A 14,083-nucleotide genomic window follows, 5' to 3' on the forward strand; every position below is an offset into this window, starting at 1 on the left:
CGGGTGTCGCAGATAGTCCCCTGTTGTCCCGTACTGTCTTCGACCATGCCGCTCGACACTGTCCTGTAGAGTCCTACAGACTCCTGAAGTTTTGCCTACACTGATGGCACTCAAGCACAACAGGCCGGTCGCCGTAACACCGTTCCTGGCAATAAAAAATAATAAAGGTCAGACAATATGAAAAAGCTCCTCGCAACTGCGGCTACTGCAGCCGTTCTGTCTTCCGCAAACGTTATGGCAATGTCCGATTCTCCGGACACCGGTTATACCGAAACCAAGTACCCGATTGTGCTGGTGCACGGCTTCCTCGGCTTTGATAGCCTTGCTGGCGTTGATTACTTCTATAAGGTGGCAGAAACCCTGCAGGCCGATGGTGCCGAGGTGTATACGGCAACCGTTTCCAATACCAACTACCCGGAATATCGCGGCGAGCAGCTGCTGGAGCAGATTGAGCAGATTCTGGCGGTGACCGGTGCAGAAAAAGTAAACCTGATTGGCCACAGCCATGGCAGCCCGACCAGCCGTTACGTCGCCTCTGTACGTCCGGATCTGGTGGCGTCTGTTACCGGTATTTCCGGTGTAAACAAAGCGACTCCGGTGGCTGACACTCTGATGGCATGGTCGGAAGATCAGGCTGCATTCGGCGCTTTGTTCGAAGCTGCGATTGGTACTCTGTCTTACGCTATTGATTTCCTCTCTGGTGCCAATCAGGAGCTTGATGTAATGGCTTCTGTAGGCTCCATGACTACCGAAGCAACAGAGGCTTTCAATGCCCAGCATCCGGGTGGTATTCCTGCAACTGATTGTGGTGAAGGTGACTATGAATACAGCGGCGTTCGCTATTACTCGTGGGCGGGTAACAAGCCGGTGACCAATGTTCTGGATCCACTGGAATTTGTGACGGCGACTTTCAGCAGCTTCTTCCCGGCGGGTGTGGAGAACGACGGCTTCGTTGGCTCCTGTGCCGCTGGCCTTGGCATGATTATCCGTAACGACTTCGCTATGAACCACCTGGACGAAGTGAACCAGGCGCTGGGTATTCACTCTCTGACGGACACCGATCCGCTGACCGTGTTCCGCACTCACGCTAACCGTCTGAAGCAGGCTGGTCTGTAATATGAAGTTTCTGCATGGTGCGATTGCCCTGACGCTGGTTGGGGCAGGTATCTGGACTGGCGGGTACCTGATGCAGCCTCAGGTTGAAGTGGCGTCGTCAGCGGCGTCCTTCTCCGGAGGGGATTATCAGGCCTCCATGCAGACAGCTGCGACAGAACAGGGTGGTGCGGATTTTAATCCGACCACCCTGAAAACGTTCAGGGGGGCCAGCGTTGATGGTGCACTGCGTACCAATCACAAAGGCGAACTGATCGTTGATATGCAGCTGCGCTACTGGATCGATTTCTATCTGTCAGCGCGAGGCGAGATGGAGCTTGCAGACATCGTAGCGGCGATGCACGCTGAGATGGCCAGATTGCCACAACCGGGACAGGGCCAGGCGATTGATATTCTTGAGGACTACCTCGGCTATCTGGCGGCTCTGGGGGAGTTCGATGAGGAAACTCAGAAGCGTCTGAGTGGCGGCGATTTCGACTCCATGGTTGCGCGCCTGGAATGGCAGGAGCGCCTGCGTCGCGAATGGATGGAACCGCTGGTGGTAGATGCTTTCTTCGCCGCGGATGAATCACTTGATCGTTATACCCTGCAACGACTGCGTATCCAGCAACAGGGCGGTGATGCCGCAGCACTGGCTGCTGCCGAAGCCGAGTTACCTGAAGAAATTCGTCAGCTGCGAGAAAAAGCGGAACGCATCACCACCATGCGTCAGACCGAAGCACAATTGCGAGAATCCGGCGCTGACAGCAGTGAAATACAGGCGTGGCGGGTACAGGAATTTGGTACTGAGGCTGCACAACGACTGGCCGATGCCGATGCGCGCAAGGCGCAGTGGCAGAACCGGTTGCGTGAATATCGTAAATACACCGAATCTCTGGCGGATAAGGGGTTGGGGGATGCCGATCGGGAACAGTTACTGACGGCTTATAAGCAGCGTCATTTCAGCGAGGCAGAGCTCAAGCGTTTGCCCGCAGCCTTATCGCTGCTGGCGGCTGAATAATCAGCCGTCAGCTTGCTGTAATAATGACTGTAGCGGTTTAAACAGGGCCGGTACGGCAATCAGAATATTCTCACTGAAAAGTTCTTCGTTTTCCCCCTCCGGCAGAGGGTGAATATGCCCGCACATAGCGCCGGCTTCACTGGCAATCAGTCGTGCCGCCGCCGAATCCCAGGGTTTAACTGTCTCGTAGTAGCCATCCATACGGCCGCAGGCCACCCAGCAAATATCCAGTGCCGCAGAGCCCAGTCGGCGCACGTCGGCACAATGCTGCAGCACGGCGGTTAGGCGGCGCATGAGTTGTGGCAGATCCGGCTTCTGATAAGGAAATCCTGTCGCAATAATCGCACGCTGCATATCCGACGTCTCAGCACAGTGAACAGGCTGGTCATTCAGACGAGCACCCTGTCCGCGCTGGGCAAAAAATGTCTCATTGAGAAACGGGTTGTGAACGACTGCCAGTTGCGCTTGGCCGTCGCAGAAATAGGCAATGGAGATGGCAACCTGAGGATGCTGGTGGGCATAGTTCACGGTGCCGTCAATCGGATCGATCACCCACAGATGCTGGGCATCAGAACTGGCATCGGGAGCCAGCTCTTCCGACAGAATCCGGTGGGCCGGAAACGAGGCCTGAATGCTATCCCGGATCAGCTGGTCAGCTGCAAGGTCTGCCTGAGTTACCAGTTCATGGCCACCTTTAAAATCGACCTGTAACTGATCGCGTAAGCGAGCAATTACCTCACCAGCCTGACGAGCGAGTGACAGAATAAAATCAGCGGTGGGGGATTGTTCAGGCATAGGCGACTCCGTAGCGAATAGTGCGCAGTGTAACCAGAGTCGGAGGGCGGGTCACTGGTGGATACCCCCCACTTTGGGAGGCGCTAACCTGAACGCAGGTCGGATTGCTGAGCTGCCAGCAGGGATCGGAAGTCGTGTAACGGCAGTGGACGGCTGAACAGGTAGCCCTGATAACTGTCACAGGCCATGAGTTGCAGGCGCTGCAGTTGCTCCTGAGTTTCCACACCTTCTGCGACCAGATTCAGGTGTAATGATTTCGCCATGGCGATAATCGCCTGCACAATAGCATCATCATCAGGGTCGGTGGTGATGTCACTGATAAAAGCCCGATCGATTTTTAATTTACTGATCGGAAACTGCTTCAGATAGCTTAGCGATGAGTAACCGGTACCGAAGTCATCCATTGCGAAGCGAATGCCCATCTTATTGATGGACTCAAGAATGCGAATATTTTCCTGTACATTATCCATCAGCAGACTTTCAGTAATTTCCAGTTCCAGGAAATCGGCAGAAAGTCCTGAGGTTTGCAGAACCTCTCCGACTCGTGTGCAGAACTGATCATCGAGCTGGCGCACAGACACGTTTACTGCGATGGATAATTCGCTGTTGAATTCATCATTTAATTTCCGGAAATCCTGGCAGGCTTTTAATAATGCCCAATCACCAATTTCTCTGATTAAGCCGGTTTCTTCGGCTATCGGAATAAATTCCGCAGGTGAAATAATTCCAGCCGTCGGATGTACCCAGCGAATTAACGCCTCTGCACCCAGTAACTGGTCTGTTTCTGTATCGACCTGGGGCTGGTAATAAAGCTGGAATTCCTGACTTTTGATTGCGCGCCGCAATTCGCTTTCCAGGGTAAGGCGTGCATTAACCTGCTTGTTCATTTCCTCTGTGTAAAACTGGAAACAGTTACCACCACGGCCTTTGGCGGTATACATAGCGGTATCGGCGTTACGCAGCAGGATATAAGACTCACGCGAGTCTTCAGGACACATAGTAATGCCGATACTGCAGGTGGTGGTCAGGCGGTAATAGTCCAGCTGGTAGGCTCTGCCAATATGAGCAAGAATCTGATTGGCCAGTACCGCGACGTCTTCCCGGCTGGCTGGGTTAAGCATCATGACGATAAATTCATCGCCACCTAAGCGGGCAATCGGATTACTGTCACCAACGACATGACGTAAACGTTCGGCAACCAGTTTCAGCAAACGATCGCCAACCTGATGGCCAAGGGAATCATTAACGGTTTTAAAGCGGTCGAGATCAATAAACAGTAATGCCAGACCATTATCGCCGGGCTGCATTCGATCGATGGTGCTGATCAGCTCGTCATTAAAAAAGTAACGATTCATCAGCTCAGTCAGGGGATCACGAGTCGCCAGATATTCAACGTGCTGCTGGGCAAGAATATGCTCGGTAATATCGACAATGAGGCCCTCGATAATGACGCCTTGTTTATCGATTTCTACCGCTTTGCCGCGATCCATAACCCAGCGTTGTTCACTGCCAGAGGATTGAATGCGGTATACCAGTTCGTAGCTGTCGTTTGCTGCATTAACCTTGTCCAGCTGTTCCAGATACTGTTGCTGGTCGTCGGCATGAATCAGGTTAATTAAACTATGGCGCTCGGGTTGGGTGGCAAACTGTGCAGGAAAAATATCTTCTTCCGCAGAGGCCAGTGTCAGCAGTTTATGATCCGGCAGGTGCAGACGGTAGGCGGCGCCGTGAATGTGGTTAATAACATCCAGCAGCAAACCATTAGCGTCGTTTTCGTTATTCGTGCCAGAAGACCTGAGTCCTTCATCATTCCTTTTTCGGCGCAGCCACTGTTGCCAGATACTGGCGGCAGCGATAGCCCAGAGCAGGACTATCCATTTAATGTCAGCAATCCAGCAGCGTGTCAGGTAGCTGGTGGGGACAGACAAAACATGTACCAGGCCGCTGTCACCGTCGCTGTGAGCAATGCCCATGCGGCGCTGCAGATCCAGCCCTGTGGCATCAAAAAAGCGGGCATTGCCGTTGTCATCCTGCGGCTGAATCAGTGCCAGCGTGGCGGCGGGAATCTGCTTTCCCAGCGATTGCTGATAATGGGTTGTCAGAGGTGATGCCATCAGCAGAACCCCGTCGTCACGCAGCAGGCGTCCGCCGAAATGTGATGCCTGGGTGCCGTATTGCCACGGCGTAAGTCCACTGGCGTGTGATACCAGTAAACACATAAAACGGGGCTTTCCGGCAGGCCCAAAGGCTTTGCACAGGGGCAGATAATTACCGCCAAGGATACGCAGGGTGGAACTGAATTGGGTCGATGGCATATTCAGCAGGCGTTCGCGGTCACGCTCGCTTAACGAGAGAGAAGCAAGCTGGCGTGCCGATAGCGTACCTGAATCGGTGCTGCCGTCAGTTGCAAACAGAACCACATGGCTGAACTGGGCTCTGGGCGGCAGGTAGAGGCTGGTCCAGTCCTGTTCGCCTGAATGACTGCTGAGTGCGGCAATAATTTCATTCAGCTCATGATCAGACTGACTCAGCAACAGTCGGGAATTATTCTCCAGTACTGGCAGTAGTCCTTCCATCTCGCGGTAGAGACTGTCGCGATTCTGCTGCCAGCTGGTAAACAGAAATATCACCAGCAAAAGTGCCAGACCGCACAGCACCATCGCAGGCAGAAGCCTGCGCGCGAATGCTGATAATGGTCGCTTGCTGGTTGTATCCATTGGCTTGCTGACTCCCTGTCTGTTGGTTCTTACCAGCCCTTTTCAGATACTGGTGTCCATGCAGACTATGAGTATAGGAGTCGCTGGCTGGCGTGCAGTGATTTGTCAGTGACTTTCGAGCCATTTGCGCACGGCGCTGTCTACCCAGCGCACCATGACGGGTTGCGCATCAGCGGTAGGATGAATACCGTCAGCCTGCATCAGGCCTGCTTGCGTGGCAATGCCTTCCAGAAGGAAGGGAACCAGCGCGGTATCGTGCTCCTCGGCCAGATCGGCAAACAGGTCGCGGAAACCATTGCTGTAGCGTGGGCCATAGTTGGGCGGGATCTGCATGCCGAGCAGCAGCACGTCACTGTCGGCCTGCTGGCTGAGGATAATCATCTGCTTAAGATTCTTGCGAATCAGCAGTAGTGGCATACCGCGCAGGCCGTCGTTGCCGCCTAATTCGATAATCGTCAGGTCTGGTTTGTGTTCTGCCAGCAGTGCTGGCAAACGATTGAGGCCGCCACCGGTTGTTTCACCGCTGATACTGGCATTAACCATTTTAAGGTCAGGAACATCCTGTTGCAGTGAGTGCTCCAATAAAGCGACCCAACCTTGTTGCACTGGAATGCCGAATCCGGCACTAATACTGTCTCCGACCACCAGAATGGTTGGCTCCGCCCGCACTGGCAATGCCAGTGCCATCGTCAGAACAAACAGAAATTTTATGAGTAAGCCCATGGATGCCTCAGCCTGCGCACTGCAAATTAATAATCTGACCCATTCGGTGACGACGGGTTCACAACAGCTCACCATCCTGAACAAGCTGAGTATCGATATCAAGCATGGTGACTCGGTAGCGGTGGTTGGAGCCTCTGGCAGCGGTAAGTCGACGCTGCTGGGTATCATGGCCGGGCTGGACCGGGCCACTGCCGGAGATGTATTGCTGCTGGGCGAAAACCTGACCACCATGAGCGAAGACCAGCGCGCTGCCGTGCGCGCTCGCGGTGTAAGTTTTGTGTTCCAGAACTTCCAGTTGCTGCCGGGGCTGACGGCGCTGGAAAACGTCATGCTGCCGCTGGAAATTCGTGCCCGGAAAGACGCTCGTCAGCAGGCGCAGACCTTGCTGCAGCAGGTGGGGCTGCAAGGCCGCACCGATCATTACCCGGCACAACTGTCCGGTGGTGAGCAGCAGCGCGTCGCCATTGCTCGCGCCTTTGCCGGTCAGCCGAAGATTCTGTTTGCTGATGAACCCACAGGTAATCTGGATCGCGCCACCGGTGCCCAGATTGAAGATTTGCTGTTCCAGCTCAACCGCGATGCCGGTACCACGCTGGTACTGGTCACCCATGACGAACGCCTTGCCGATCGCTGCGCGCGGCGGGTACGCATGCAGGATGGTCATCTGCAGGAGGCGTCGTGATTATTCGTATGGCCTGGCGCCTGTTGTGGCGCGAAGCACGCAGTGGTGAACTGACCCTGATTTTTATGGCATTGCTGCTGGCGGTGACCTCGACCACCGCTATTGCCTTGTTCAGCTCACGCCTTGAGCTGGCCATGCAGCATCGCTCCAGTGAACTACTGGGGGCGGATGTCCGTTTGCACTCCACCACAGAACCAGAGCCTGAGTGGCAACAGAACGCACAGACACTGGGTCTGAACAGTGCCCGTACCCTGAGCTTTCCGTCGGTAGCCCTGTTCGGTGATGAGATGTCGCTGGCAGCGATTAAAGCGGTTGATGAGCATTATCCGCTGCGCAGTGTGTTGCGTGTCACCACTGTGGCTGGCGCAGAAGCACAGCAAATGAACCACGGCCCGGCACGGGGCGAAGCCTGGGTCGAACCACGTTTACTGGCCTTGCTCGGAGCAAAACTCGGCGATCAGGTCGAGGTTGGTAGTCTTACTCTGACCCTGAGCGGTGAAATCGCTGAGGAAAGCGATCGTGGTGGTAATTTTTACAGCCTGTCACCGCGCCTGATGATGCACTGGGATGATATTGCCGGCAGTGGATTAACAGGGCCTGGCGCACGCCTGAACTATCGCCTGCTGATCACCGGTGAGGCGAGCGCCATTGAGCGCTGGCAGCAAAGCCAGCCGCTGGCAGTTAATCAGCGCTTTGAGTCACTGGACGATGGCAATCAGGCGGTGGCGCGTAATCTTAATCGTGCACGCCAGTATCTGGGTATTGCCGCATTACTGGCGGTGGTGCTGGCCAGTGTGGCGGTGGCAATCAGCGCCCAGCGCTACGCCAGTCGTCATTTTGATATCAGCGCACTGATGCGAACCTTCGGTTTGCAGCAGAATCAGGTATGGGGCATTTACGCCAGCCAGTTATTGCTACTCGGGCTGGTCGCTACGCTGGCGGGACTGTTGCTGGCGCTTGGTTTGCAGGCGCTGTTACTGCAGTTATTACAGGGGCTGGTGCCGGATGATTTGCCCGCCGCTCCCGTCACGGCCTGGTTGCTGGGCATGAGCAGTGGCCTGCTGACCTTACTGGGTTTTGCCTTACCTTATCTGATGCCGCTCTCGCGTGTAGCCCCCTTGCGTGTATTACGTCGTGATCTGGCACCCGTGCCTTTGGCTGGTTGGCTGATCACTTCACTGGCGCTGGCTGCGCTGACGTTACTGCTGTGGCTGTTTACCGGCGACGCGCTGATTTCCGTTGGCACACTGCTTGGTGGTGGTTTGCTGTTGTTGCTGATGCTGGCGCTGCTGTTACTGGCAATTCGTGCTCTGCGCCACCTGCTGGCGGGTCGTGCACTGCCGTTATCCTTGCGTTTTGCCTGGCTGCATATCAGCCGCCACAGTCGCCAGAGTGCAGGACAGATTCTGGCCTTCAGCCTGACCATGATGGTGATGCTGGTGATCGCTGCCTTACGTAATGATCTGCTCGCCGACTGGCAGGCGAACCTGCCGGAGAAAGCGCCCAATGTGTTTGCTATTAATATTCAGCCATATCAGCAACAGGCCTTTGCCGCGTCGCTGGCCGATGCGGGTCTGCAACATGAAAAACTGTATCCGATGGTGCCGGGGCGTCTGCTGCGCATTAACGATGTCAGTGTGCAGGAGCTGCAGGTGGCGGATGATCCGGCGATCAATCGCGATCTGGCACTGACCGCCGACGACCAGCTACCAGCCTCGAACCGGGTGATCGCTGGTGACTGGGCACTGCAGCAGCAGGCGGGGCAGGTATCAATAGAGCAGCGTCTGGCTAAACGACTCGGTGTTGGGCTGGGCGACCGCCTGACCTTCAGTGCCGGTGGTGTCGAATTCAGTGCCGTCGTCAGTAGCCTGCGTGAGGTGGACTGGGGCGCGATGACGCCCAATTTCTACATGATGTTTTCGCCGGATGTACTGGCTGCATTGCCGGCCAGTTACCTCACCAGCTTTTATGTGCCGACGGATAAGCAAGCGCTGCTGACGGAGCTGATTCGTGCTTACCCGGGCATCACCATGCTCGATATGCAGGCAGTGATTGCCCAGATTCAGGGGGTATTGCAGCAGGTCACACTGGCCATTGAGCTGATACTGGTGTTCGTGTTGTGCGCTGCGGTGATGGTGATGCTGGCGTCGTTGCTGGCCGGTTTGTCCGAGCGACTGCGCGAAGGGGCGATTGTGCGTACCCTGGGCGGCAGCCGTGGCTTACTGCGTCGCGGTCAGCGGCTGGAGTTTATGTTACTCGGTGCGGTGTCGGCGCTGCTGGCGCTGGCCGGTGCCGAGCTGGTGACCTGGGCGCTGTATCGTCAGGTACTGGATTTACCCTATGCCGGCCCGGGTTGGGTCTGGTTGTGGTTACCACCATTTGCTGCATTGTTACTGGCTCTGCCCGGCCTGTGGTTGCTGCGCCGCACGGTGAATGTCTCGCCGCTGATGGTGCTGCGCGGTCTGAATGATTGATGTTATATTGTAACCCTTTGATTTTCCGGACTGCATTATGACCCGTACGCACCTGATTACCGGCTTCCTCGGTGTTGGCAAAACCACTGCCATTCTGCACTTGCTCAGCCAGAAGCCCGAGCATGAAAAATGGGCAGTGCTGGTCAATGAGTTCGGCGAGGTAGGGGTGGATGGTGCCATCCTCGAGTCGCAGGGCGCGGTGGTTAAGGAGATTCCCGGTGGCTGTTTATGCTGCGTTTCCGGTCTGCCGTTTCAGATGGGTCTGAATATGCTGATTGCCCGGGAAAAGCCGGACGTTCTGCTGATCGAACCGACCGGGCTTGGCCATCCGCGTAAAATTCTGGAAACCCTGCACAACCCGCATTATCAGGATGTATTACAGGTGGGGGTTAGTGTGTGTTTACTCGATCCTCGCAACCTGTCCAACCCGCGCTATCGCGACCACGATGTCTTCAGTGATCAGATTCAGATGGCTGACGTGCTGGTGGCTAATAAAACCGATCTGGTCAGCGCTGCTGACCGTGAGGCCTTTGAGCAACTGCTGGCCAACAGTCAGCCGCCGAAAGTCGCCAGTGGCTGGGTGACGCAGGGACAGGTGGATGTTGAGTTACTGGCGCTGGAGCCTGTGGCCGGTCGTCTGGCATTGCACCCGGATGCCCATCAGCATGCCCGCAGCCGTGACGACATCGCACCGCAGGCGCCGCTGGCTGAAGGCGAAGAATTACGCGTACTGGAAAACCATGGTCAGGGACATTTTTCACTGGGCTGGCTGCTGACGGCACAGTGGCAGTTTTCAGCTGCTAAACTCAGACACTGGCTCGGTGGTCTGGATGTCGAGCGGGCAAAAGGCATCGTGATAACCGATGAAGGCCCGCTGGTACTGAATATGCGTGATGGTGTGCTGAGCGAAATGCCGACCCGGCAACCGGATGAAAGCCGGATTGAATTGATTAACGGGTCGCCATTGGCTACAGAAACCTTACAAAATGCCTTGTTATCCTGCCGCCGCTCCTGAAAAATGGCCTTACCTTCAGAGAGGAGCGTCTGTATGCGCCTGTTTTGTCTGCTGTTGCTGGCATGGAGTTCCGTTGTAACTGCCGAGACGGTAACAATTGCTGCCGAAGATGCCTGGCCGCCGTTTTCTGATGAGCAGGGGATGGGTTTGTCCTATGAACTGGCCAGTGCGGCCTTTGCTTCACAGGGGCTGATGCTACAGACACAGAGCGTGCCCTATGCCCGAGCGCTTAATCTGGCCATGAGTGGCGAAGTGGATGCCTGCTGGAACGTGACCCGTCAGGCCAGTACAGAAGCCGTTTTTCTGTTTGGTAATGAGCCTCTGTTTCGCACCTCAGCCTCGTTTTATTACAAACGCGGGAAAGAGAAAAACTACCTTTCCACTGCGGATATTCCCGATGGTACACGTATCGCGGTGATCAATGGCTACGAATATGGTGAAGCCTTTGAAAACAATCGTGCGCGTTTTCAGCTGGTGGAAGTGTCCAAGCAAAAACAAATGATGGCGCTGTTGCAGAATGAACGCGCCGATATGGCGATATTCTTTGATCTGGTATTTGATTTTACTATCCAGGGCAGCCCTTATCAGCCCGGACAGTTCCACCGCGGCGAAATTAACCATATCAGTGATATTTTCATCGCCTTCAACCGTGATAATCCTCGTTCGGCGGAGCTTGCCCAGGCACTCGATACCGGCCTGAAAGTGTTACACAACGATGGCCGCTATGACGAAATAATGGGCGAAGACGCCAGTGTTTTCTGAACAGAGCCTGCGCCTGTTCTAACCTCTCTGTTAACGGTAATGTTTTACCGGTTGTCATAAAAAAAGAATAAATCTGTCAGATTTCTTTATCCGCTTTGCAATATCTGCCGTGCTGAATGGTTGCGGGAATTTTTTCACCATAACCAACTCCGGGGAAGGATATGAAGCATTGGATTGCAATGGCGGCGCTGTCGGGTATCGGCCTGACGGCACAGGCCGAACTGATTATTAACGAAGTGGATGCCGACAACAGCAGCACGGATACTGCCGAATTTGTTGAAATCTTTGATGGCGGTAACGGTAATACGTCGCTGGATGGTTACGTCCTGGTGCTGTTTAACGGCTCAAATGATCTGAGCTATCAGGCCTTCGATCTCGATGGCTATAACACAAATGCCAGCGGTTATTTTGTCTTGTGTGGCGACAGCGCCAACGTTGCGAATTGTGATCTGGATGTGACTCCGGATTCCAATCTTATTCAGAATGGTGCTGACGCGGTTGCTCTGTATCAGGCAGAGGCAAAGGATTTCCCCAATGGTTCTGCGCTGACAACCAGCAATCTGAGCGACGCGCTGGTGTATGGCACCAATGATGCCGATGACAGCGGTTTGCTGACGCTGCTGAACAGCAATCAGCCACAGGTTAATGACACTGTGACTGAATCCATGCAACGCTGTGCTAACGGCAGTGGCGGTGCCCGCAACAGCGACAGCTACACTCAGGCGGTACCCACTCCGGGGGCTGCCAATGCCTGTGGCGATGAACCGGTTGAAGATACTCTGGGTGCTTGTGGCGAAACGTCGCAAAGCGCATTTCAGCTGATCAGCGCGGTGCAGGGCAGCATCAGCGATATGGCGGCAGACGCCAGCCCGTTGCTGGGTCAGACGGTTATCGTTGAAGGTATCGTCACCATGGATAAACAGGGTGGCTTACTGGCCAATGGTGAGTCTTCCTATCAGTACAGTGGCTTCTGGATACAGGAAGAAAACACCGATACGGACGCTGATGCATCCACCTCCGAAGGGGTGTTCGTGTATCACTATCGTGATGCGGTCAATATTGGCGATAAAGTGCGTCTGCGCGGTACCGTTGCGGAATACAGTCAGACCACGCAGATTAAATCTCTGACCGATATTGTGGTGTGTTCCAGCGGTAACACTCTGCCGGATGCGGTGTCGGTTAATCTGCCGGTGCAATCGTTAACCGAACTGGAAGCGGTGGAAGGTATGCGTGTCAGCAATCAGCAGAACCTGCTGGTGTCGGATCTGTTCGGCACGGGTTATGGCTTTGGTAATTACGGTCAGTTTGCTGTGTCGTCGGCACTGCATTTTCAGGGAACCGAGATTGCGCTGCCAGGCTCTTCTGCAGCACTTGCCGCTAACGAGGAGCGGATTCTCGATACCCTGCTGATCGACGACGGCGTTTCGGCTTCATACCCAGAGTTTATTCCGTTTCCGGACGACAGTGGTTTCAGCGCCGATAATCCGATGCGAATTGGCTACAGCGTCCCTGCGCTTGAGGGTGTTATGCATGCCTATAAAAACAACTTTATTGTTGTGCCACAGAGTCTGGTTATCGACCCGGTTAATCCGCGCAGCCCTGAACCACAAGTGGCAGCTGATGCGAATCTGATCATCGCTGGTATGAACGTATTGAATTACTTTAACGGTGATGGTCAGGGCAGTGGTTTTCCAACTTCTCGCGGAGCTCCGAGCGTCGAAGCATTCGCTATGCAGAACGATAAAATTGTTGCCGCACTGGTGGCGATGGATGCCGATATTATCGGTCTGATGGAACTGGAAAATGATGGCTTTGGTGAGTTCAGTGCAATACAGACTCTGGTGAATGCGCTCAACGCACAGCAGGTCGAGGGCAACGAGTATGAGTTTGTTCAGCCAGGCGTCAGTCAGATTGGTACAGACGAAATTACCGTAGGTCTGCTCTACCGTCCTGCGGTGGTGAGCCTGAGCGGTGAAACCGTCATTCTCGATTCTTCAAATTCACCACTGGATGCCAACGGCGAGCCGTTGTTCCTCGACAGCAAAAACCGTCCGTCGCTGATTCAGTCATTCATTATGAACGATGAAACCTTCACCGTGTCGGTTAACCATCTGAAATCCAAAGGCTCTGCCTGTGACGAAGAAAACGAAGGTGCGGACGGACAGGGTAATTGCAACCTTACCCGGAGTCGTGCGGCCCAGGCGCTGACACAGTTTCTGGCTACCCGGCCAACCGGCGTTGACTCAGATAACCTGATCCTGCTCGGTGATCTCAATGCCTACAGTCAGGAAGACCCGATGCAGGTGTTGTATCAGAGCGGCCTGACCAACCTGAAGTACACCGATAAATCCACTGAACAACAGCCCTATTCGTATTCGTTCAGCGGAATGCTGGGTAGTCTGGATCATGCGCTGGCCAGCGCTGAGATGACGGATTGGGTGCTGAGCGTCGATGCCTGGCACATCAACTCGGTGGAAGACAGCCTGATGGACTATCTGACGGAAGCCAATGGTCAGACATATAAATCCATTGATAACTACGCGCAACCAGATGCCTACCGGTCGTCCGATCACGATCCGATTGTCGTCGCACTGAAGGTGCCACGAGCGGGCGGAGCATTGTCTGTTTTCTGGTTGTTGCCGTTCCTGTCGCTGTTTTTTATTCGTCGCGGTCAGGCCGTATAAGGGCAACTTTCTGCTATAAAAAAGCCGGCAATTGCCACTGCTGTCCCACAAATTTTTATTTGAACTTTTGCTAGATATTCCAGGCCCCTTGTCCTCATAGAGGGGCCTTCCCCCTCTC

General features: G+C 54.6%; 10 protein-coding genes. 7 read left to right on the top strand and 3 right to left on the bottom strand.

Annotation, left to right across the window (positions count from 1 at the left end; all coding sequences use genetic code 11):
• Positions 1-177 precede the first annotated feature (177 nt).
• Positions 178-1,116 carry a lipase family alpha/beta hydrolase gene (locus tag I9W95_RS05485; protein ID WP_225672666.1) on the top strand — a complete coding sequence of 313 codons (939 nt, stop codon included), beginning with the start codon at positions 178-180 and terminating at the stop codon, positions 1,114-1,116.
• A gap of 1 nt (position 1,117) precedes the next feature.
• A complete protein-coding gene (locus tag I9W95_RS05490) occupies positions 1,118-2,113 on the top strand; it encodes a lipase secretion chaperone (RefSeq protein WP_225672668.1) in 996 nt (331 codons plus the stop codon).
• Here I9W95_RS05490 and I9W95_RS05495 read toward each other — a convergent pair whose 3' ends face one another.
• The 3 genes from I9W95_RS05495 to I9W95_RS05505 all read right to left on the bottom strand — a co-directional run bounded on the left by I9W95_RS05495 (position 2,114) and on the right by I9W95_RS05505 (position 6,348).
• On the bottom strand, positions 2,114-2,908 hold the full coding sequence (locus tag I9W95_RS05495; RefSeq protein ID WP_225672670.1) for an inositol monophosphatase family protein: 795 nt from the start codon (positions 2,906-2,908) through the stop codon (positions 2,114-2,116).
• A gap of 83 nt (positions 2,909-2,991) precedes the next feature.
• On the bottom strand, positions 2,992-5,625 hold the full coding sequence (locus I9W95_RS05500) for a putative bifunctional diguanylate cyclase/phosphodiesterase (RefSeq protein WP_225672672.1): 2,634 nt from the start codon (positions 5,623-5,625) through the stop codon (positions 2,992-2,994).
• A 105-nt stretch (positions 5,626-5,730) separates the two neighbouring features.
• Complete coding sequence (locus I9W95_RS05505; protein ID WP_225672674.1) at positions 5,731-6,348, bottom strand: arylesterase; 618 nt, start codon at positions 6,346-6,348, stop codon at positions 5,731-5,733.
• Here I9W95_RS05505 and I9W95_RS05510 point away from each other — a divergent pair.
• From I9W95_RS05510 to I9W95_RS05530, 5 genes are all read left to right on the top strand, one after another.
• Entirely contained in the window at positions 6,335-7,030 is a 696-nt protein-coding gene (locus I9W95_RS05510) for an ABC transporter ATP-binding protein (protein ID WP_225672676.1), read from the top strand. The genes I9W95_RS05505 and I9W95_RS05510 overlap by 14 nt on opposite strands.
• Positions 7,027-9,504, top strand: a complete 2,478-nt coding sequence (locus tag I9W95_RS05515) for an ABC transporter permease (protein WP_225672678.1) — start codon at positions 7,027-7,029, stop codon at positions 9,502-9,504. The genes I9W95_RS05510 and I9W95_RS05515 overlap by 4 nt, the downstream gene beginning before the upstream one ends.
• Before the next feature lie 37 nt (positions 9,505-9,541).
• Positions 9,542-10,519, top strand: coding sequence for a CobW family GTP-binding protein (locus I9W95_RS05520; RefSeq protein ID WP_225672680.1), 978 nt, complete (start codon positions 9,542-9,544; stop codon positions 10,517-10,519).
• A 33-nt stretch (positions 10,520-10,552) separates the two neighbouring features.
• Positions 10,553-11,281: a substrate-binding periplasmic protein gene (locus tag I9W95_RS05525; RefSeq protein WP_225672682.1), complete on the top strand. Its 729-nt coding sequence runs from the start codon at positions 10,553-10,555 to the stop codon at positions 11,279-11,281.
• 161 nt (positions 11,282-11,442) lie between these two features.
• Entirely contained in the window at positions 11,443-13,965 is a 2,523-nt protein-coding gene (locus I9W95_RS05530) for an ExeM/NucH family extracellular endonuclease (protein ID WP_225672684.1), read from the top strand.
• The last annotated feature ends 118 nt before the right edge of the window (positions 13,966-14,083 follow it).

Origin of the sequence: Thalassolituus marinus (assembly GCF_020320395.1) — a bacterium.
Classification (GTDB): domain Bacteria; phylum Pseudomonadota; class Gammaproteobacteria; order Pseudomonadales; family Oceanobacteraceae; genus Venatoribacter; species Venatoribacter marinus.